The organism is Desulfosporosinus acidiphilus SJ4, assembly GCF_000255115.2.
Lineage (GTDB): Bacteria > Bacillota > Desulfitobacteriia > Desulfitobacteriales > Desulfitobacteriaceae > Desulfosporosinus > Desulfosporosinus acidiphilus.
Genome location: NC_018068.1, coordinates 1,118,465 through 1,140,580, shown reverse-complemented (window position 1 = coordinate 1,140,580; position 22,116 = coordinate 1,118,465). Strand labels below are relative to the sequence as shown.

The window sequence follows — 22,116 nt, the reverse complement described above, 5'->3', positions numbered from 1 at the left end:
AGGAAATGGACGAAACCTCATTTAAAAGATGTTTCGTCCATTGTTCTCAACGCTTGATTTATCTATTGGAATCGGAAATGGTATAGAAAAACTAAGCCTGGCTCGCAACGGCAGCCTGAAGTTTTGCCTTTTCCTCATCCACTAGCTGACGTCGTAAAACTTTTCCTACAATACTTCTCGGCAACTCTTTTCTAAACTCAACGAGACGCGGAACTTTGAAGGCTGCCATTTTGCTTCTGCAAAATAAAATAAATTCCTGTTCAGTTCCTTCTATGTCATCATGCAGCACAATATAGGCTTTCGCGGTTTCCCCGCGATACTGGTCTGGTACTCCGGCAACAACGACTTCTTTCACCTTAGGATGTTCATAAAGAACTTCTTCAATGTCACGGGGATAAATATTATAGCCTCCAGCGATAATCATATCTTTCTTTCGGTCGATGATATAAAAATAACCATCGTCATCCATTTTGGCAATGTCACCTGTATGCAGCCAGCCATCCCGTAAGGTCGCTTTTGTTTCCTCGGGCCTATTCCAGTACCCGCTCATAACCTGAGGGCCCCTAATACACAATTCTCCGATCCCTCCTGCCGGGAGAGGCCTTGTTCCTGTTTCCAGGTCCATGATAACACAGTCTGTATCTGGGAAGGGGATACCTATAGAACCTTCACGGGTAGGACGATCCAATGGATTGCTATGAGTAACCGGTGAAGCTTCGGACAGTCCATATCCCTCGGCCAAATTTCCTTCTCCCTGCGTTACTTTCTTGAACTTTTGGGCAACTTCCAAAGGAAGAGGCGCTGAACCGCTATTGCAAACTTTGATAGCTGCTAAACATTCCCGATAATCCGCAATTCGAGGATGGTTGTTAATAGCCATAAAAATCGTGGGCGCACCAGGGAATAGGGTTGGCCTATATTTTTTAATAGCAGCTAAGACTTTATCTATTTCAAAGCGAGGCAAGATTATTTGGGTTGATGCACTAGCCACGGCATAGTTTACACAGTTAGTCATTCCATAAACATGAAACACCGGCAATATTGTCAGGATTCGTTCTTCCCCGTAATTTAAATCCAGAGACCATGTAATACTCTGCAGAGCATTACATATTAAGTTACGGTGTGTAAGCATGACACCCTTGGACACACCCGTCGTACCGCCCGTATATTGTAAAACCGCTAAGTCAGCAGCAGGATTTAGCTCAACCGGTGGTAAAATCGAATCATTCTTTATCAATTCATCATAGGAATATAAGTCCTTTGCGGGCTCAACAGGAGCAAAAAAACTAAAAGCTATGACGCGCTGCAGGGAGGTTTCGTGAAGAACATTTTTAACTCTGGGATACAACGCTTCCAACACAATAATTGTTGTGGCACCGGAATCGTTCATTTGATGGGCTATTTCGCGTTCCACATACATCGGGTTAGTTTGTACAACGATGGCACCGATCTTAAGCAAGGCGTAAAAACTAACAACCCATTGGGGGCAATTAGGCCCCATTAGCCCAACTCGATCTCCTTTTTTTACACCTATGTCCAATAACCCTTTGGCAAAGCGATTCACCTGATCTCCAAACTCCCTATACGTAACCTTTTGATCCTCAAAAATCATGGCCACTGTATCTGGTCTCTTACTTACTGCATCATCCAGCAATTGTCCAAGAGTCATTGCAGGATAATCCAAGTTTGGCTTTATTTTGGACGGATAGCTTTTTAACCAAGGTTTTTCAGTTTGTGGCATGATTACTTAACCTCCTTAATTTCACCAATCCCAAAGACCGTTTAACAAACAAACGGCCGCCATGCCCAAATAGCTGCGTTGCAGCAATAAAATTATCACCACCTTTTTCTAAATATTCATAATTATTCACCTTGTTTACATTTGCAAGAATTGTACCAATATTATAAAAATTTATTATACTTGCTATGTCTTATCCTTAATCCATTGCTGTGGTGGGATATATTTATACAAAATAATTGGAGCAACCATAAAACATTAAGAGAAACTCTTACACATGTATATAATTGTTACAATATTGCGACTAAACCTTCGGCAAGTGTATACATCATATACAGATGCCCGCTCGCGCTCAGCTCTTCATACCATTAGGTCACAGTCTTCACTTGTTATCTGTTAGTACAAAAAAATTAAGAGCAAATCCACAAAGATCATTTGCGGATATGCTCTCCCAAGTAAGTTGCTTCGGAATAGGTTGCCTTTCCCACCGAAGCCCAAGCCCAAGTTCAAGGTCAAATTCAGGTTCAGGTTCAGGTTCAGGTTTAGGTTCAGGTTTAGGTTATAGTATTCACTCGTAAGAATAAAAACCTTTTTTCGCTTTTACACCATATTCCCCTTTGGAAAATTTTTCAACTAAAAGGGGCGAAGGTTTATCTTTAGGATCGCGGGTATCTTGATAGCGTTCCATGCCTATATAATAAGCTAAATCTATTCCTGTGAAGTCCAATAAACGGAAAGGGCCCATTGGATGACCTAAAGCATTTGTAACAGCCATATCTATCTCTTCGGGAGCAGCAATACCCATATCTGCTAGAAACAATGCCTCTTGATTAATAGCAGCCACAATCCTGTTCACTAAAAAACCATAGATTTCCTTTTTCAGCCAAACCCCTGTTTTGCCAAAGTTTGCTGTCAAATCCATAGTAACCTGAGCGGTTTCCTGGGAAGTATGCGGACCTTGAACGACTTCGACAAGTTTCATGACAAGGGCAGGATTAAAGAAATGCATGTTGCAGACCTTTTGTGGGCGATTTGTGGCATCTGCAATTTTAGAACTAACTATAAAGGAGCTATTGGTTGCCAATATAGCATGGGGAGGAGCAATTCTGTCTATATCAGCAAAGAGCTTTCGCTTAATATCTAATTTTTCTACGGCGGCTTCTATCACAAAATCAGCATCGACCGCTGCTTCCTCTAAACTTCGTTTAAAGCTTAAATTTTCTAAGGCCCTATCAGCTTGTTCTTGCGTTAATTTTCCTTTAGACACACGCTCAGGAAGATAATTGCGGGCAAAATTCTCAGCTTTATTTAACATCTCTTGATTAATATCCGTACAAATCACTTTATACCCGGCTAAAGCAGCACAAAGGGAAATCTGATGTCCCATATTTCCTGCCCCTATGACGCAAATCGTTTTAATATCATTAATGTTCATAACTGCACCTCCGAAATCTTTTATTGTTCTTATTAATCCCCGCTTAAAAAGTGCCTTGCCTCTTATTGTTCTTTTCAATAGATCCCGCTTAATTACAAGCGTATATATTTTATACAAAAGCTCATCCGAACAAGATCCTATCTGTAAGTGAATTTAGATCTCAATTCTAATTCAAGTCATGGATAAATGGAAATCTTTTGCCTAAAAGTATACAGTGAAAAGTCTATGTGTATATTTCCTAAACAGCGCTTACATATATAAAGAAAACTTAACTGGCGCTTACCCTCCGGCGAAAGCGGCAGCTAAGTTGCACTTGTGCTAGAAGACGAAGACACTGTCTTCGCACGAATTAACTCTTCTTGCAGTATACAACCAAAGGTTATACTTTCTGATAGTAGAACAAAACTTTGCTAAAATCTCCGAAAATCAAAGCGACAAATCGAGAGATAACAAGAGTTTACTTGATGTTTTTTGAATCTTTTGAATAGTGGCACAAATATTGCAAAACACTTTATTAGCATCTTCCAATAACCACTGTGGCGCCGGAAGGGAGGGATAGTAGGCCAAAGGGAACTTGTTCTATCCTTTGAAGAGAACTTGTTCCTATCCGAATCCACGTCATATATTTTTAAGAGGAGGTTGGAGTAATGGCAAAACTCTCAAGTATTTTTAGTAAGGCTAATCTTGTTTTTCTCGTGCTCTTGCTAGCCCTTATTATGGCCGGCGAACTCGTCTTAGAACCGATGCACTTAGCAGCGTGGCCAGCATTTATGATCATGATTTTTTACTTTATGGCTCATATGAATATTAAAGAAGCTCCTGCAATTTTATTAGGAAGTGCTTTTGGAATTCTAAACCTTGACCTGATAGTCTATTGGTTTAATGCAACTGTTCCGCTTCTGGGAGGAGACATGTCCCAATTCACAGCCCCCCACACAGTTGATGCTGTGTTTCATGCGACATTGATCTATATTTGCATATTTGTCGCAGCTATTGTTTTCTTAAAAGATGTAATACCTTGGATATTCAATAACTATGCTTTTATGTGCTTTACTGTCGCCGCTGCCGTTTCGAGCGGGAATACTGCCGCCGCTATAGCGGCCAAAACTGTTGCAGGCTATGCAAATGCTGTCGCTGCTGCAGGAGGTAATTCTGCTGCAATAGCGGCAATGAAAGGCGCCACAGATAAAGCTATAGCTGCAACAGTTCCAGTCACTAATATATACCAGTGGATTGCCATTGAGCTTATCGTTGGCACAATATTCATCATTTGTATTTACGGCATAAATAAGCTTGTAACAAAAATTGCAGTAAGCTCCGCTTCAGAACATACCATCAAAGCTTAAAATCAGGATAAAGAGGTGAACGGGTTTGCCCAGTTTCAGGCATAACCCGTTTTTTGCATTCCCTAATTATTTACTTCTACGTTCTGAGCGCCTCTTCACGATTTTCAAACAAATAACTATTTTTTATTGGTTTTAAAATGAATATTAATTCATCCAAACTTAACGTTAATTGATGTTTTATAGTGTTGTGATCTATTCAACAGACCAATCGGAAAGCTTAAAATTCGCATCCTTTTTATAGCGATCCATTAAATAGTGACGAAAGCGAATATACTCCTTATAGTCACATTCAATTCCCTCTTTAGCTAAGGTATCAACAAATTTCTTCAGATCAGGAGGGCAACCCCAAAGCGAAATAGCTTTATTGATGTCCTGATTATCTTTATTTAGGTGACAAGCACATTTACCAAAGAGTACTGAGTGCTCAAACCCCGGAGATGCTAAACGTTTCTTGCCGCTCACCACCTCAACATTAGGAAAAGGCTGGCCTTTATAGGCGGAAGCAAGAAGAATTAACATTGGATTGTATTGAACGGAACAACCTGTGCACAGGCTGCTGTCATACTTGCGAATTGCTAAACCCGTAATACCTCTTTTGGCAAATCCTGAGGGTCCAGTATCCTCTTCTGACCACTCCCAATCATACTCTACATATTCCTTATGATCTTCGATAGTTTCACCTTTTATCTCATAATCAGCTAAATCTCTGCTGTACCCATGACGTTCAGCATAAATACTAAGATGTTCAACATCGTCTAAAGGATAACCAAGAATCGCGGCACCCACTAAATCGCAGGCAAAAGGATCTCGGGAGGAGATAAGCAAATTTTTGCGGAAGGACCTGCCCGTTGGACCCGGCCCCTTTTCAAGGGTGTATAGGCCGTCAATAATGGTCAAGGCAACGGGAAGTTTTTCAATGATATGCGGAAACATTAGGCTAAGTTCTCCATTGCCCACGCCATGACATAATTGTTTGGACCTTTTATTAAGACACCCTTTTAAGTTTTTAATACCCAAAGAGACTTTCGCTTGATTATGTGTCTTCAGAACCGGTACATTAATGATTTTATCTGCTTCCAGAGCTTGCTTGGCAATATCAAGTGTTAAACCTTCTCCATAGTCAACGGCTATGAAAGCCTCTTGGTTGAAATCTGCAAGTTTTACGCCATAGCGCTGCACCAACTTATTATATCCTAAGGCTTCATAAACAGCTTCGCCTTTGGGATTAAATACAGGCAAAGCCCCTTCACCAATCGTCAGTTTTTTAAACCCATGCTCAGCCAAGATACGTACCAGAGCTTCTATGACAATGCTCGTAGTCACCACACCGAAGGGTGGGAATGGCAGATCAAAATCCCAACTGACTATATTAGGTTTAATTAAAATTTGGTCATTTGTGTTTAACCCAGCTAATCCGTCACATAATTTTAAGCTCTCTTGCAGGGATTCATAAACATCATTTACTTTTACAATTGATACGGACGGTTTATCCATTAAAACTCCCTCGATTCTTAGTATTGAGTGGCTTGAGCTATTCTCGCTTACTCTTTTTCACAAGCAACTGCCGTTTGAAGTTTGGCCTTTTCTTCTTCCACTAACTGGCGGCGAAGAACTTTGCCAACGATGGTCCTTGGCAATTCACTGCGAAACTCCACTTGACGCGGAACTTTGTAGGCAGCCATCTTATCTTTGCAGAAGGCTGTAAATTCTGCTTCTGTTCCTTCCTTATCAGGCTGCAGGACTATATAGGCCTTGACGGTTTCCCCACGGTATTGGTCCGGAATTCCTGCCACTACCACTTCTTTTACCTTAGGGTGTTCATAGAGTACTTCCTCAATATCACGCGGGTAAATATTAAAACCGCCGGCAATGATAATATCCTTCTTACGGTCGATAATATAGAAATAACCGTCGTCATCCATTTTGGCGATATCTCCGGTATATAACCATCCGTTCCGTAAGGTTTCAGCGGTCTCCTTTGCTTTATTCCAATAACCTTTCATAACTTGGGGACCACGAATACATAATTCTCCGATTTCACCTGGCGGCAGCACCCTATCTCCCGTTTCCAAGTCCATAATGACACAATCCGTATCGGGCAGAGGAAGGCCAATGGAACCGGGACGTGTTGGCCGGTCTAAAGGATTACTGTGAGTTACAGGGGAAGCCTCTGATAAGCCGTATCCCTCGACAAGATTACCTTCTCCCTGAGTGACTTCAGCAAACTTTTGAGCGACTTCCAATGGCAAAGGTGCCGAACCACTATTGCAGACTTTAATAGCGGCTAAGCTCTCCCGAAAATGCCTAATGTTAGGATGGTTGTTAATAGCCATATACATCGTTGGAGCACCAGGGAAAAGAGTTGGACGATGTTTTTGAATTGTTTCCAAAACCTTTTCAATTTCAAAGCGAGGTAAAATTACTTGTGCTGCTGCAATCGCCACAGCAAAATTAACACAATCGGTCATACCATAGACATGGAATACCGGCAAAATGGTGAGAATGCGTTCTTTACCATATTCAATATTGACCGCCAGCTCCATAACCTGAAAAGTATTACAAATTAAATTCCGATGAGTCAGCATTACCCCTTTAGAAACCCCTGTCGTACCTCCTGTATACTGTAAAACAGCGAGATCTTCAGAGGAATTAATTTTAACTTCAGGAACAGCAATTTCACATTGGATTAAGTTATCAAAGGAATAAAGATCTTGGCTCGCCTCAACGGGGTTTAGATAATTAAAGGCGATCACCCGCTTTAAAGAGGTCTCTTTGAGAATATTCTTGACTCGCGGATATAATAACTCAAATACTATGAGGGTTGTTGCCCCGGAATCATTCATCTGATAGGCAATTTCTCGTTCTACATACATTGGGTTAGTCTGGACGACGATTGCCCCTAATTTGAGCAAGGCAAAGAAGGCTATTTCCCACTGGGGACAATTCGGACCCATGAGTCCCACACGTTCACCCTTTTCAATACCCAAGTTGGCTAGAGCACTGGCAAAACGATCAACTTGCTCCCCAAACTGTCGATAAGTGATCCTTTGATCTGCAAAAATCAAGGCAAGACTATCCGGCATTTTACTTACGGTTTCATCAAATAGCTGCCCAAGCGTTTTGTTGGGATAATCAAGTTGGTATCTAACGTTCGAGGGATAGTTTTTTAACCAAGGTTTCATGTTATCTGACATTGTTTTCAACCTCCCAAAAACTGGTTCCTCATTGATACCTGCCATTTCCGATTTGATGAATAATGCCCTTCTGCCTTAGCATCACACTCCTTTCAAACTGCCTGGAACATTTAAAATGAGACCATTGGTTTATTAGTCATTCTTTTCATAATTTACTGATAATTAGAGTCGAAGTTCTTAGGCATATGCCTTATATTTACCATTTGGTCTCAGAACGATCTTTCCTTGCTTTGCGAGACGCTGCAAATGCTTTTCCAACATTGTCAGTTCAAAAAAGCGATAGGCCTTTTGAGGTTCAGGATAACGTTTGAAAATAATTTTTTTATCGAGCAGGTCAGCCGCCTTCCTTGGGACCTGCAAATACCTAAGGATTTGTTCATCTCGCTGATCAATCTTTTCAGCATAGCTTTTTAATCTTTCCGAAATATTATCCGAAATTATTCCTTCATGGCTGGTAACCAAAATTTTAGGTTTTAACTCGATTAGCCGGTTAATAGAGTTTACGAACTCCTCAAGATCAGAGCGTACGTTACCATACCAAGGCCCAAAAGGTGAAAGGTCAATGTCCCCCGAAAATAAGAGGCTCGCCTGCGGCTCATAAAGTGCAATATGCCCGCGAGTATGCCCTGGCGTATGGATAACCTTAAGAACGATTTGGCCAAAGTCTAAGACATCGCCGTCGATAAGCTCTCGGTCAACCTTTTGATTCGATGGCCCACCGGGGAAGTGCTCAGGATCGGGAAAATCAGAAAGTTCACGGAATCCTGTATAAGCCATAAAATTATCTACTGAACGTATGGGAGGTGCGTCGAAGGCATGAGCCCAAATCTCAGCCTCAGGAAAATATTTATTTCCATAGGCATGGTCTAAATGGAAATGAGTATTAATGATCACATCAATTGATCCTCTTTCCAGAAGCTTTTTCCTCCGACTGGGACCAAAACCTGTATCAATGAGAACCCTTTTTCCACTTTCAATCAAAAGTCCATTGCTGTATGGAAACCGTCCTCCCTGTTCCCCTGAGACAAAAAATAACTGTGGCAGCAAATTGACGATCATTGCTTCACTCATTCTAATCGCAGTTCTCCTAGGCGGTAAAACATCCCTTTTAAGGTTCTCTACCGGGGAGAACCCACTGATCCCCCTTAAGATTATCATTGGTCATCTCTGTTACAACATAGAGTCCCAATATTAACATGCAAAATTCATGCCAGTCACTCTTAGGCGAAAACCAATGCCGGCCACTCAATTAAATTTGGATTGTGTATTGATTTCATACATTTTTAGAAGCTTCACGCGTATATAATGCGCACATCCCTATAGTTCGTCTTGTCAATCCGGATAGTTAAACAAAACAGTATTAATAACCCGACCTAAATTCTATTCTTCGATACCGTACCTGCGCAATTTATCATAAAAGGCCCGCCTCGAAATTCCTAGGACTTTCATCGTCTTCGTTCGATTATTGTTATTACTTGCTAAAGCGGATAAAATAAGTTCTCTTTCGACCCTGGCCACAATTTCCTTAAGATCGTAGGTTTTATCTTTTACATTGATAGTTTGATTGTTTGTGGGAATTATGTTGGCAGGTAAGTGCTGTATCTCAATACTAGAACCGGAACAAACTATGCTGGCATGTTCAAGGACATTTTGCAGTTCGCGAATATTACCTGGCCAATCATAGTGTTGGAATAGCTTAATGACTTGAGGGGAAAGGCTCAACTCTTGACCAACTTCACGAGAAAATTGATCCAGAAATGTTTTGGTCAAAGCCATCAAGTCATCTTTGCGTTCACGAAGCGGTGTAAGAGCCAATGGGACAATGTTCAAACGATAATAAAGGTCCCTCCGAAAGGTCCCCTCGACAATCATCGTTTCTAAGTCACGGTTTGTCGCAGCAATGACTCGGATATCAACCTTGACCACCACAGATCCTCCGACTCTTTCAAATTCTCTTTCCTGTAATACTCGCAATAATTTTGCTTGCATCGTTAAACTCATGTCGCCAATCTCATCTAAGAAAATTGTCCCACCATGGGCCAATTCGAATTTTCCCAGTTTCCCTCCCTTTTTAGCACCCGTATAGGCTCCTTCTTCATAACCGAAAAGTTCACTTTCAATTAAACTCTCCGGTATTGCAGCACAATTGACCTTTATCAGAGGTTTGTCTTTGCGCCGACTGGCCTTATGAACCGCCCTTGCCAGGACTTCTTTACCAACACCACTCTCTCCGCGAATCAATACGGTGCTGTCAGTTCGGGCAACCTTCGCCGCTAAAATAAGGGTTTCCTTTACATTCCGGTTTTGCCCTACGTATTCCTTAAAAGACAGGGGCAGTTGTTCCCATTGTTCTAATTGCTCTTTCAGATAATCAGCGACACCTTTAGTTTGCTGCAGTTCACGATTGAGCTCAAGCTCCTCTGTTACATTTTTAAAGGTAGAGATACAACCAATAATATGTTTCCCTTTATACAAGGGAAAGGTGCTTCCCACAACGTCGATGTCTAAAGACTTTAAATGATCTGCACCATTCCTTGCTGTTCCGGTTCGTAAAACTTTAATTGCGGCGGCATCTGGTTCAATCTTATCTAATCTCCGGCCCAATACTTTTTCCACCGGGACTCCTAAGATTGTAGCATAAGCTTTATTAACATAAACAATTGTTGTATGGGAATCAATTACCAATACCACGTCATGAATATTATCGAGGATTTTAAAGAGTAGTTCTTGGTCCCAACGTGGAAAATCGGTTGTAGTGACAGCATGAACTCCGACACTCATGAAATCCCCCCGTTTTTGTATCATTTGTAAACATTATACTAAAGGAATCCAAAAGAAGAAAGGTTAATGGCCAAATATTTTAAACATTCTAACTATTATTTCTAGCCAAATTCTATCCAAGACTTCCGTAATCTCCCTGCTAAAGGGCCGTTAGAATCAGTAAATAAAGACTTTTTATCAAAATGCCAAACTCTACGCGATGGCAAAACTTACGACATCAGTTAATCTTCTGCTTAATAATATAGAAAGAATCTAAGACAGACGATATTCCTAGATTCTTTCTATATTACTATTACTTATTCATATTATTGGAATTTGATATTTGCCAATCAATCAACAATATCCCCAAGTAAAACCTTTACCAATATTAGTAAAGGAATTACCCAATTGTTTTAACGCCCTTTAAAACTGGGTTTTCTTTTCTCAAAAAAAGCTGAAATAGCTTCCTTTATATCCTCGGTACCGCAACAATAGGTTGATTGGGCCTGTTCAAACAATAGGCCAGCCGCTACACTGCTTTCTTCGGCAAGATTAATACCCTTTTTGGCGAAAGCGACACTTGACGGAGGATATGTCGCCATTTTTTGAGCGAGTCGGATTGTGGACTCCCGTAATTTCTCGACAGAAACAATTTTTTCCACAAGCCCGATTTGAAGAGCTTCCTGCGCACCAATCTCCTCACAGGCCATAATAAGTCTCTTGGCTTGCCCTGTTCCAACAAGTTTCGTTAAGCGTGTTGTCCCGCCCATATCAGGGGATAGCCCCAACTTAACTTCCGGCAGGCTCAGTCTCAGATTTTCTGCAGCGATTCTAATGTCACACCCTAACATTAATTCAACGGCCGAACCAAAACAAAATCCTTGAACACCGATGACTACGGGTATTGAAAGGGTTTGCCAAAAACTATAAAGTCCCTGTAAATGCGTTAAACTAGCCTTCACTTTCTCTGAACTGACTTCATGAAGAAATTTAAGGTCGATTCCCGCTGAAAAATTGTCACCATTGGCAACAATGGCTAAAGCCCTCAAATCCTCCATACCGAGAATATCCTGTTGCAGGGCTCCCAGTTCCTTTAGAAAGGCGTCCCCTACCACGTTCATTTTCTCGACATTGTCCAAAATAATTGCCCCACAATAATCCTGCTTTTCAAATTTAATGACATCTCCATATTTGGTTTCCATAATATCGTCTGGTTTGAAACCAGACTCCCCCCTTTCTTTTGCAAAGTATCATAGTTTCTATAAAACTAATGGTACTTAGATATAAATTATCTTAGAAATCCGTCAAAGTTTTTTAAAAAAATATAGTAATGCCTCATTCACTTCGGTCGCTTTTTCCTCCATGCACATATGCCCTGCGGCCTCAATCATTCTTAAATTCGAATCGGGTAATTTTTCCGTCAAGAATCGGGAGTACTTCACTGGAGTCATGACATCTTCCTCTCCTACTAAAATCAACGCAGGGACCTTAATTTTTTCGACATCATTAATTCGGTCAAACATGCTGCAAGCCTGAAAATCCGCCCCCAATACTTTAGTAGGAATCTTCTGCAATTCCCGCAGTTCTTTAGTTTTTTGTTCCTCTGAAATTGAAGAGCCATATAAATGATTGACATCTTTAAAAGGCAGCTGTCCTATGGCAAAGGCATCAAGGATAGTTTGACCCACTTTTAGCCTGGCTCCGGTCCCAATGAGAATGAGCCCTTCTACTTTGTTTGGATACCGCAAGGTGAATTCCTGGGCAATAGCTCCCCCCATGGAATGCCCTGCTAAGAAGAATTTCTCAACTGCTAGGGCACGGACAAATTGATTTAGAAACTCAGCCATGGCTGGGATGTCTGAAAGCAAATTTCCGCCGGAATTGCCATGCCCAGGCAAATCCACAGCAATCATAGTTAATTGATTTTGCAAACCTGATAATTGCTTTGCCCAGCGCTGACTCGATCCTCCTGCCCCGTGAATAAAAATGAGGGGCAGGGAATCTCCGTCAGAGCGCTCAAAGAAAATATCTATTCCCCCGACTGATACATAAGGCATTTATACGAACTCCTTTCGTCAATGACCGTTTATTGCTCTTGCAAAAGGCGACGCAAAACTTTTCCGGCACCGGTAGACGGAAGAGTGTCGCGAAACTCCACAAAACGGGGAGATTTGTAGGGGGACATTCGTAGTCTAGCCCAGTCAATAATAGTTTGAGGAGTGAGGTGTGCTTTATGCTCCGACTTTAGTACTACAAAGGCTTTGACAACCTCGCCTTTATGAGAATCTTTTATGCCGATAACCGCAACTTGAGCGATTGCTTCATGACGAATCAACATAGCTTCCACTTCCTCTGGGAAAACACTGTAACCTGATACTTTGATCATTTCTTTCAATCGTCCGCTGAACGTCAAATAACCCTCTTCATCCAAAAAACCTATATCCCCGGTGTGAACCCAGCCATTACGCAGCGTCTGGGCAGTTTCCTCAACACGGTTCCAGTACCCCTTAAATACCCCTGGATTCTTAAGTACTATTTCGCCCATTTCTCCAGTTGGCTTTTCCTCACCGGTTTGGGGATCAAGAATACGAAGACTTGTTTCATAAGTTGGAATCCCCTGGGTTCCATATTTTATAGCGTTAACAGGCATGAAAGTATCCCCTGTATGGCTTTCACTAAGGCCATAAGCGCCCTCAAACAGCTTACACCCTCCCGTAAACTTCGCCCATCCTTCTGCCAGTTCCTGGGTGAGATTAATTCCAAAACTTGTACAGGGATTAATTTTTAAGGATGTGAGATCGTACAGTCCGGCATTAGGTACTTGCATCACATGAATGTTCATTGGAACCATACTGTACCACCAAGTACATTTGTAGCGCTCAATCGCCTGAAGAACAGCAAGCGGGTCGAAACGATAAAGAAGAACTGTCGTTGCGTTGGCATAAATCGCACAATTAAGCCCCATCAACATCCCAGCTATATGGTAGAGTGGGGCAACGGATAATATCGTTTCCGCGGTGCCAATTTGGTTGCTTTGAACAACTGCAGCAGACTTAAAGAGCGCATTGCGATGAGTGAGCATAGCACCTTTCGGTTTACCCGTTGTTCCGGAGGTATATACCAGCAGAGCTAAGTCATCCACATTCACATCGTCTATTTGCCCTGTTGCTTCTGTGCGATTGATAACGGTCAATAAATCAATACTATCGGCGAAAGATGGCTTAGGTTGGCATAGATCTTCCGGAACATTGATCGTAGGCTCAAGGGGAAGCAGGTCTCCATAACTAGTAAGGATAATCTGTTCCAGGCTGGTTTGAGGCAGAACATTAAGGACGATGTCGTACAACTTGTCAGCGGTAACAATTATCTTGGCCTCTGAATCCTTTAATTGGTATTCGAGTTCCCACTCCTTGAACAAGGGACTGCAGGGGCAGACGACTCCCCCGCATTTTTGAATTCCATAATGCGCAATAAAATACTGCGGGCAATTTGAGAGAAAGAGAGCAACTCTCTCCCCTTTTTTCAACCCTGAGTTTCTCAAATAAGACGCAAATCGATCACTAAGATCATTTATCTCTCGATAGCTCAGCTCTCGTCCATACCAAACAATTGCTGTCTTCTCAGGAGTAATCCCAGCATAGTCGCGTAAATACTCAAACAAAGGCTTTTGACTGCGACGATAGAATAGATCCGAAGCTAATTCGGCAGGCCAACCTTTACCTACTCTTTCCATGTTGTCCCTCCTCAAACTTTCCAGATTTCTTTCCCCACAGACCTTTTTAGTATTTCACTTACGTCAAACTGTTCTGAAGTTACTTAATCTAAGCTATATTATATATCGTTAATTTCTGAATATTAAGATATATAATTTCATTTTTTCTCCGCTATCTGTTAATTTCTATTAGGCAGTGATTCTCCCCTAACTCTTCAGCTAGGGGAGTTTCTGTCCATCGTGTTTTATTTACAGCTGCCGATCTTCGAGTTACTCGTATATATCTTTACATTACTTTTTCCTCGGTGTCATTCCGGCAATCTCCCGAACGATGTCTTTCTTGGACTCTATATCATACTGAGAAGTAATAGCAATTTGCTCCATAATTGGTGACCCTCCGCCGTGATAGGCGCCATATTGGGAAGTGCCTGCATAACCGGAAAGACCAAAATCGATAAAATTTAACCAGAATTTTATTTGATCCTCAATCGGAATTTGGGGATTGCGGTTTAGATATTTTTCCAGAAGCTGTTTCGTCTCCGGATTCATTAAATCCCTTTCAAAGGGGAACGTCGCCGGCATTCCACCTGCGATATTGCATAAGATTTCCTGTTCCTGAAAAACTGCCTCACCGGTCAGACATCTGCCCACATTGGCGTAAATAGAATTCGGGATGAAACTCCCAGGGCCATAGGGGACCATTCCCATACCGGGCATATAGACTTCAGGTTTAGCCAAAGCTGAAGCCGTGAAACCGGCGGCATATCCCAGTTCACCCGTCATGATTAATTCTGAAAGCATTTCACGCACATTATGAGTCTTACCGATACCATTTATTTCGGCTGCCAGGCTCGCCAACCCGATGACATAATCGAGAGAAGCCGGTTTACATCCTGAATAGGAATGACGATGAAACAGGGCAAAAAGCAAAGCTGCTAGGCCGCCGTGCTGGATCTCCCCGCACAAAAAAACTCGCTCCCAGGGAATAAAACAATCCTCAAAGATTATGTAGGAATCGGTGTATCCGGTTTCAATTCCTCTTTGATAGAAATCTCTCTTACGATTTTGATGATAATGGACTACTTGCTTAATCCCCTCATAATCTGAAGGAACAGCGAAACTAACAGCATAAGCTTCTTCACCTTTTTGTAAAGCGCGGTTTGGTACAACTAAGATTTCGTCTGAAATAGAGGCTTCTGAAATATGGACTTTTGAGCCACGAACTACAATACCGTCACTGCGTTCTTCGACAACATGAACATACATATCGGGATCTGTCTGTTCAGCGGGCCGCTTCAGTCGCTCCCCTTTGACATCGGTTTGAGCGCAGCTTGCCACAAGATCTTCTGTTTGAAACCGTTCCAGCCACCTGAGAAAATTATCGTGATAAGCCGTTTTCGCTTTAGACGATTTTTGAGCCTCATAAGAAACCGCATTAATCGCGTTAGCGGCATCAATTCCCATGCAGCGTTGAATGCACCCCCCAACTTTATTGCATAGAAGCCGGGTCATGTCTTGCTTTTTATGCAAGTCCTCAGGGCTTTGATGGATGTGATTGAAGCGATTGATGGTTTGCCCTGTTAGATGAGAGGTCGCCGTGCAAAGGTCCTTGCTGGCAGGATCCCAAGCCGCGTCAAAGGTCAGCCCCATTATATTCAAAGCACCTTCTTGGCGCGGATCGAGCCTGTCAATCTTTTCCCCGTTCGCATAGAGATTTCGGTTCATTTTACTTAGTCTTTCTAAATATTGAGCTCTTGTTCGCATTTTTATTTTCCTCCTCTATTTTTGATCCTAGAATTTTAAGGTTTTCAGCTTTACCTGAACGGTTCACTTTCCTTGAAACTTGGCCGGTCTCTTTTCCAGAAAGGCTTTCATGCCTTCCTTTTGATCCTCTGTAGCGAAGAGAAGGCTAAAGCATTTATGCTCGTATTCCAGACCTGCCTCTAAATCCATTCTCAACCCTTCATTTACTGCTGATTTTGCCATAGCTAAGGCTACTGCACCTCGAGAAGCGAATCGTTTCGCCATTTTATAAGCTTCTTCAAACAATTGATCTGGCGAAACCACTTTATTTACGAGGCCAATCCGCCAAGCTTCCTGAGCACTAATAAAATCTCCGCTAAAAATCAATTCCTTTGCCCTTCCCGAACCGATTAAGCGGGGCAAGCGCTGAGTCCCTCCACCACCGGGTAAAATTCCCAGCTTGATTTCCGGCAAGCCCAGTTGCGCATTATCTGCGGCAATACGCACATCAGCTGCCAAGGCAAGTTCACATCCGCCTCCTAAAGCATAGCCGCAAATTGCTGCAATAACAGGTTTGGGTATATTCTCAAGCAAATTTAATGCCCGCTGCGAAGGGCGGTCTCCGGTAGAAATTTCAACGGCTGTGGCAGATGCCATTTGACCGATATCTGCCCCTGCGGCAAACACCTTATTGCCGCCTGTGATAATGACTGCCCGAACAGAATCATCTGATCCTAAGGTTTGTGCTGCGTCAGCCAGATCTTCAAAAACTTGACTATTCAGTGCATTTAACACTTCAGGACGATTTAGAGTAATTGTCGCAATGCCTTCCTCAATGTTTACTAAGATCGTTTCATATGCCATTCTTCATCCCCCTATTTGCATATATTTTACTTCTCTTTCTATTTGCAAAATATATGCCAATCATTTAAAGAAAACTTAGCTGGCGCTAAGCCTCCGGCGAAGCGGCAGGTTAGTTGCACTTATGCCAGATGACGAAGACACTGTCTTCGCACGAATTAGCTCTTCTTGCAGTTACAGCCAAAGGTTATACTTTCAGATAGTAGAACAAAAGCGGAGAGTCTCGCACTTGTTTGGCTCCAGACCAAAAGATATACTTTCTGCGAGTAAAAAAACCCCCCTAAGGCCGTTTCCACTGCTAGGGGGTATACAACATGTATGGAATTCATACACCAGACGACAATCATAAAAATGTATAGTCAAATTATTTTTCAATCCTGAACGGATATTTACTCTGCGCTGCAGGCTTTGTTAGGGCTAATGGCTATATAGGCTAAACCAGACAATACTCTTTTGTCACGATCATTGCAGGCAGCTAAATCACAGACTAAGATATTTTCCGATCGAGCCCTTACAAAACCGGAAAATAGAATAGTATCTCCTGGACGAACCATATGCTCAAAACGAACATCCAGTTTAGTAATTGCGCCTCCATCTCCAATCCAATCTGTCAGCATTGCTGCCATTTGAGCCATAGACAGCATTCCGTGAGCAATGACTCCGCCAAGACCTGCTTGCCGCGCGTAATTATCATCGAGATGAATTGGATTAAAATCCCCTGATGCTTCAGCATACTGACGAATTTGCATCGGAGTGGGTATCCATTTGCGGATAGGAAGCTTTTCGGCTACTTGATAATCAGACAAGCTTTTCATGAACCTTCCTCCCTTCCAGGAGCAATGATAATGGAAGTGCTGGAAAATACCAATTCACCGGTTAAATCATTTCCAACAGTCTCTAACACCACAAAGGTCATCTTTCCAAGTTTGCCGCTTCGATCATAAACATCTTTAACTCGCCTTTTGTACGAAATACAGTCCCCGATTCGCAGTTGGCGGTGATAGGTAATTTTTTGTTCACCATGAATCATCCCGGCAACAGGCAGTTCTACGCCTTTTATCGAGGCATGCAATAATGTACCAACAAATGTAGGAGGAACTCGATCATTATAAGGAACTCCCGTAGCCTCAGCAAACCGGCGTACTTCTTCGGGTTTAATCTTGACTACAATCGACTCACTCTCTTTGCCAATCAACTCTCTTCCAATCATAGGCCATTCCCTTCCTTCTTAGATCGATCCCCTTTATCCCCATCGAAAACCCCCATTTCTATAAATGGGAGCTGAACGAGTTCTCTTTACAAACATAGCTTTTCTCTCAGGCTATCCAATTTGTTCTGAACGACAACTAACTTAGGATCTAAAACATTTGCCATCATATATTCATTTAAGGCCTCGGCCAAATTCCCCAAAGATTCTTGGTAAATTCCCTCTCCATAATGCCTCAAGGCTAAGCTCTCATGATCGATGTCATCATGATTATGTCCAATGTGCAATTTGACCCCCCCTTATTGCGGGCGATAAGCAAGTTCGCAGGCCCCATTTCCATCTTTGCCGCAAGTTATTTCTAAAGTCATTTCAACTTTTTTAGCAGCAGTTTTTGCGGCAGCTAAACAGAAAATTTCACAATTATTAATCCCTTTTTCCGCAAAACGTTTACTTAGACTGCAATTATAACTGCGCACTTTCAAAGTCCTGGTTGTTGCCTCAGTGACCGTCCAGGCATCTCGGGGACGCAGGGTCAGGATTCCCAGTTCTATATACCTCTCAAACACATGAGGAAATCGTATCCCCGTTTGTTGGGCAACCTTTTCAATCATCTCAGCAGTTCGGTCTTTATACGTGTCAGAGTCCGCTTCACGAATTAATATAGTCATGAATTTCGTTCCCTGTTCGGCCAAGAAATCTTCGCTTGCCCCAGAAAGTTGCTTTAATAAACTCTCCGCAGGAAATTCCGAGTTGACTTTGTATATAAGTTCCTTAGGCATATCATAGACATAATCTTGACCCGGGTTTATCTTCAGGCGTCGATTGGGGGCAACCTCAAAACTTGGATTACCCTTAACTTTTTGTAAGACCTTAAAATCTAAAGCCATTACCTGCTCCCTCCATCTCAAATTCATCCGATTTACAACTGGCGTTCTTTTAATTGAGCTGCCCGTTCTTCTCGAAACTTTTGGGCTAATTGTTCACGTGGTATAAAGGTTACTTTTAGGGCATTTGTGGGGCAAACCTCTTCACAATCACCGCAGCCGGAACATTTATCATAATAACGGCCGATAATCTTATACTCCCGAGAATCGCTCTCCCGGCCTTTCCATACTTTCGTGGGACCGCACACAAATACAACAGAAGGACATATGCTTAGACATTTGCGACAATTTAAAGGATCTTGACATAATGCATAATCGATAGTTATTTGAGCAATCATTTTCTTCCCTCCTTTACCAGTTTTCGGCTAATCCTGGCATACCTTGGCGATCATACAATTGAATCGACCCGCTAGGACATGCGGTTACACAAAGCCCGCAGCCAAAACATTGGTCAAGGTCAATATAGGCCTTATTGGTATACACTTCCAAGTTAAGCGCTTTAAACTGGCAGCGCCCCAAACAGCTTTTGCAGCCTGTACATTTTTCTCGGTCAACCTTGGCGACAGAATGTCCTTTTAATAAAAACTTAAAATCATAATCTATTCGATTGCGGACAGCTACGCACCCCGGATATTCACATTGACATAATCCTCCGATATAAGGAGTGCCAAAGACATCAACGGTTTGGACGCGCCCCTCTTTGTGGTTCATCATTGCCCATTCTTTAGCTTCCTCAGGAGTTACAAACTCCACTCCTCCTCGATAAGTTTCAGGCCACCGTTCCCACTTATACATCCCAGGACCAATACCCATGCAGGTGAAATTCTCTTCGTCAGGCATCCCTCGTTGGACGCGGCGACAGCCACAGGTCATTTTGGCCAAGGGATAGGCCGTGTCTAAAATCTGCAAATACTCGTCCAAGGTGACTACCTGTCCGAAATGGGTTTGATAAGCTTGCTGTAAGGCATCTCGTTTGATCTCCTCTTCCCATTCCTTGTCCCCGCTGATACGCGCTTTTACTAGCTCTGCCACCACCCCGGCGCCCATACCTGCGGATTGGGGATCAGCATCTGCTCCCGCTGCCTCTTTGCCCTCTTTGCGCACTTTATAAAGGCGACGGGCATAATTTTCCGGATTGAGATACCATTTCTGGCCATTACCATATTTTTCACATACCCAGCACATTTCTAGATTCCTCCTTTTTCTTGGCTTTAAAACATCCCTGACGTAACTGAGTTATTAAGTGGGCCTCGTTCTGAACCGGCTCCTCAAAGATAGTGACGCAAGAACCAACACTTAATTTGCTGTGAGCATCACTGCCGCCTGTTCCCTTTTTATTAAGCAGTAATGAAAGTTGTCGGGCTGCCCGGATTTCCTGCCAACTACTGCGCCCATTACAGACTTCAAATGTATGAACAAAACTAAACAAAGGTCTTCTGCCTATTTCCTCCAAATTAATGGGATCAAGTCCGCGTTCTTCCCTTGTCAAGGTCGAGAAGAGAAAATCACTTCTCAAGGGATGAGCAGCGATCATGACTCCCCCAAGGTCCCTTACTAGTTGAACTAACTTCGGCAAATTATCCCTCAGATGAAGCAAAGATTGATGTACACCGTAAATAAGAATCTCGCCAAAAGCTGTACTTAACTCAACCCCTCCATAAACTTGAATGCCACTGGCCCGCATTAATTTGGCCAATTCCCTCTCGTCCCAGCAATAATCATGATCTGTAATGCAAACCCCATCTAATTTCTTTTCACAAGCAGCCTGAACCAAATCCTCAATAACCATACGGCTGCACGCTGAACCCTGACTGGTATGAGTATGTAGATCAAACTCCATCTTAAATCGACTCAGTTCCTCCTCTTGACAATCATTTTTATCGACAGACAGTTAAGGATAGCCATTAATAAAGCAATTTTTATGCCAATACTCATTCGTTTGCCAAGGGCCCATAATCCCCCGTTGTTTAAGAAAATCAAGCTAACTCGCTATAATCTCTGTCTCAATCAGGTACACAATGTTTACTTGCTATACATAAAGAAACTCTTTCTTTCCCCTCGAAGACATAGCCTGCCCCATGCCACTGGCGGTACCATCAAAAAACAAACCGCTCACCTCATTGATGAATCTGAGCTGAGCGGTCGGCCCTACACCTATTGAGGCCTTTATTCATAGGAATAAAAGCCTTTCTTTGTCTTCCTCCCCCATTCACCTTTGAAATATTTTTCCGTTATCAGGGGCGACGGTTTGTCCTTTGGATCCCCTGTTTCTTGATAGCGTTCCATCTCTATAATGTAACTAAGGTCATTGCCGGTAAAGTCCATTAGCCTAAATGGCCCAATGGGATGTCCTAGGGCATTTGTGACAGCTAAATCAATTTCTTCCGGGCTGGCAACTCCCATCTCAGCAAGATACAACGCTTCATGATTAAGTGCCCTTATGAACCTATTGACTAAAAAACCATAGATTTCTTTTTTTAGCAAAATGCCTTGTTTACCCATTTTTTCGCATACCCCTAAGGTAAGCTCTGCCGTCTCAGCGGAAGTATGCGGTCCTTGAACTACCTCAACAATATTCATTTTCAAAACAGGATTGAAAAAGTGCATGTTACATATCTTTTCAGGCCTTTTCGTTGCACTGGCAATTTTAGAACTAACAATAAACGAGCTGTTAGTCACTAAAATTGCATGAGGTTGAGTAATACGGTCCAGTTCAGCAAATATTTTACGTTTGATATCAATTTTTTCTATAACTGACTCAATGGCAAAATCCGAGTCTGCTGCGGCTTCCTCTAAATTTTGAGTAAAGGAAATATTCTCCTTTGCTGCATTAACTTGTTCTTGGGTTAACTTTCCTTTAGTAACTCTCGCCGGGAAATAACTCTCAGCGAAGGCCTTCGCATGGTATAGCATTTCTAAACTAACATCGGTACAGCTTACCCGATATCCTGCCAAAGCTGCACTCCATGCAATCTGGCAGCCCATACTCCCGGCACCAATCACACAAATCTTCTGGATATCTTCAATTCTCACTCTAAACTCCTCCAAAATTATTATTTTGTATTTCAATTAATAATCTTACAATCAGCCTGAACCAAACTAAAGTAATACCAAGAATCCAAATAGGCAGGCCGGCTTAGCGGGGCAAATCTTTTACCTGGCAATCCTTGTTATTACAAAAATCATGCCAACTCTACAATACTCTTAAGTTCTCTGTAAATCCTGATCTCCACATT

At 42.3% G+C, this 22,116-nt stretch carries 21 protein-coding genes; 2 read left to right on the top strand and 19 right to left on the bottom strand.

Annotated features, from left to right (window positions below; translation table 11 throughout):
* Nucleotides 1-91: 91 nt before the first annotated feature.
* Complete coding sequence (locus DESACI_RS05210; RefSeq protein ID WP_014826123.1) at nt 92-1,741, bottom strand: long-chain-fatty-acid--CoA ligase; 1,650 nt, start codon at nt 1,739-1,741, stop codon at nt 92-94.
* Nucleotides 1,742-2,306: 565 nt separating this feature from the next.
* Nucleotides 2,307-3,173 carry a 3-hydroxyacyl-CoA dehydrogenase family protein gene (locus DESACI_RS05205; RefSeq protein WP_014826122.1) on the bottom strand — a complete coding sequence of 289 codons (867 nt, stop codon included), beginning with the start codon at nt 3,171-3,173 and terminating at the stop codon, nt 2,307-2,309.
* A 647-nt stretch (nt 3,174-3,820) separates the two neighbouring features.
* On the opposite strand from DESACI_RS05205, the gene DESACI_RS05200 reads away from it, so the two are divergent.
* Entirely contained in the window at nt 3,821-4,519 is a 699-nt protein-coding gene (locus DESACI_RS05200) for a hypothetical protein (protein ID WP_014826121.1), read from the top strand.
* A 192-nt stretch (nt 4,520-4,711) separates the two neighbouring features.
* On the opposite strand, the gene DESACI_RS05195 is transcribed toward DESACI_RS05200, so the two are convergent.
* The 16 genes from DESACI_RS05195 to DESACI_RS05120 form a co-directional block, all read right to left on the bottom strand.
* The gene (locus tag DESACI_RS05195) at nt 4,712-6,013 is read right to left on the bottom strand and encodes a DUF362 domain-containing protein (protein ID WP_014826120.1); all 1,302 of its coding nucleotides are present in this window, start codon (nt 6,011-6,013) and stop codon (nt 4,712-4,714) included.
* Between the two features lie 47 nt (nt 6,014-6,060).
* Nucleotides 6,061-7,713, bottom strand: a complete 1,653-nt coding sequence (locus tag DESACI_RS05190) for a long-chain-fatty-acid--CoA ligase (RefSeq protein WP_014826119.1) — start codon at nt 7,711-7,713, stop codon at nt 6,061-6,063.
* A 177-nt stretch (nt 7,714-7,890) separates the two neighbouring features.
* A complete protein-coding gene (locus DESACI_RS05185; RefSeq protein ID WP_014826118.1) occupies nt 7,891-8,784 on the bottom strand; it encodes an MBL fold metallo-hydrolase in 894 nt (297 codons plus the stop codon).
* Between the two features lie 309 nt (nt 8,785-9,093).
* Nucleotides 9,094-10,494, bottom strand: a complete 1,401-nt coding sequence (locus DESACI_RS05180; RefSeq protein WP_014826117.1) for a sigma-54 interaction domain-containing protein — start codon at nt 10,492-10,494, stop codon at nt 9,094-9,096.
* A gap of 392 nt (nt 10,495-10,886) precedes the next feature.
* Nucleotides 10,887-11,675 carry an enoyl-CoA hydratase/isomerase family protein gene (locus DESACI_RS05175; protein ID WP_014826116.1) on the bottom strand — a complete coding sequence of 263 codons (789 nt, stop codon included), beginning with the start codon at nt 11,673-11,675 and terminating at the stop codon, nt 10,887-10,889.
* A gap of 102 nt (nt 11,676-11,777) precedes the next feature.
* Entirely contained in the window at nt 11,778-12,530 is a 753-nt protein-coding gene (locus tag DESACI_RS05170; RefSeq protein ID WP_014826115.1) for an alpha/beta fold hydrolase, read from the bottom strand.
* 29 nt (nt 12,531-12,559) lie between these two features.
* Complete coding sequence (locus tag DESACI_RS05165) at nt 12,560-14,206, bottom strand: AMP-binding protein (RefSeq protein WP_014826114.1); 1,647 nt, start codon at nt 14,204-14,206, stop codon at nt 12,560-12,562.
* A 270-nt stretch (nt 14,207-14,476) separates the two neighbouring features.
* Nucleotides 14,477-15,949, bottom strand: a complete 1,473-nt coding sequence (locus DESACI_RS05160; RefSeq protein ID WP_014826113.1) for a 4-hydroxyphenylacetate 3-hydroxylase family protein — start codon at nt 15,947-15,949, stop codon at nt 14,477-14,479.
* Between the two features lie 63 nt (nt 15,950-16,012).
* On the bottom strand, nt 16,013-16,792 hold the full coding sequence (locus DESACI_RS05155; protein WP_014826112.1) for an enoyl-CoA hydratase/isomerase family protein: 780 nt from the start codon (nt 16,790-16,792) through the stop codon (nt 16,013-16,015).
* Between the two features lie 386 nt (nt 16,793-17,178).
* Nucleotides 17,179-17,604, bottom strand: a complete 426-nt coding sequence (locus tag DESACI_RS05150) for a MaoC family dehydratase (RefSeq protein WP_014826111.1) — start codon at nt 17,602-17,604, stop codon at nt 17,179-17,181.
* Complete coding sequence (locus tag DESACI_RS05145) at nt 17,601-17,999, bottom strand: FAS1-like dehydratase domain-containing protein (protein WP_014826110.1); 399 nt, start codon at nt 17,997-17,999, stop codon at nt 17,601-17,603. The genes DESACI_RS05150 and DESACI_RS05145 overlap by 4 nt, the downstream gene beginning before the upstream one ends.
* A gap of 86 nt (nt 18,000-18,085) precedes the next feature.
* Nucleotides 18,086-18,283 (bottom strand): hypothetical protein, encoded by a 198-nt coding sequence (locus DESACI_RS05140; protein ID WP_014826109.1) that lies wholly within the window; start codon nt 18,281-18,283, stop codon nt 18,086-18,088.
* 12 nt (nt 18,284-18,295) lie between these two features.
* Nucleotides 18,296-18,883 (bottom strand): hypothetical protein, encoded by a 588-nt coding sequence (locus tag DESACI_RS05135; protein ID WP_014826108.1) that lies wholly within the window; start codon nt 18,881-18,883, stop codon nt 18,296-18,298.
* A 32-nt stretch (nt 18,884-18,915) separates the two neighbouring features.
* Nucleotides 18,916-19,218, bottom strand: coding sequence for a 4Fe-4S dicluster domain-containing protein (locus tag DESACI_RS05130; RefSeq protein ID WP_014826107.1), 303 nt, complete (start codon nt 19,216-19,218; stop codon nt 18,916-18,918).
* Nucleotides 19,219-19,231: 13 nt separating this feature from the next.
* On the bottom strand, nt 19,232-20,065 hold the full coding sequence (locus DESACI_RS05125; protein ID WP_014826106.1) for a 4Fe-4S binding protein: 834 nt from the start codon (nt 20,063-20,065) through the stop codon (nt 19,232-19,234).
* The gene (locus DESACI_RS05120) at nt 20,049-20,720 is read right to left on the bottom strand and encodes a PHP-associated domain-containing protein (RefSeq protein WP_014826105.1); all 672 of its coding nucleotides are present in this window, start codon (nt 20,718-20,720) and stop codon (nt 20,049-20,051) included. Before DESACI_RS05120 ends, DESACI_RS05125 begins: the two co-directional genes overlap by 17 nt.
* A gap of 81 nt (nt 20,721-20,801) precedes the next feature.
* Here DESACI_RS05120 and DESACI_RS24955 point away from each other — a divergent pair, with 81 nt between their 5' ends.
* Nucleotides 20,802-21,041 carry a hypothetical protein gene (locus DESACI_RS24955; RefSeq protein WP_207643910.1) on the top strand — a complete coding sequence of 80 codons (240 nt, stop codon included), beginning with the start codon at nt 20,802-20,804 and terminating at the stop codon, nt 21,039-21,041.
* A 5-nt stretch (nt 21,042-21,046) separates the two neighbouring features.
* Here the strand turns inward: DESACI_RS24955 and DESACI_RS05115 are convergent, their stop codons facing one another.
* The gene (locus DESACI_RS05115; protein WP_014826104.1) at nt 21,047-21,913 is read right to left on the bottom strand and encodes a 3-hydroxyacyl-CoA dehydrogenase family protein; all 867 of its coding nucleotides are present in this window, start codon (nt 21,911-21,913) and stop codon (nt 21,047-21,049) included.
* Nucleotides 21,914-22,116 lie beyond the last annotated feature (203 nt).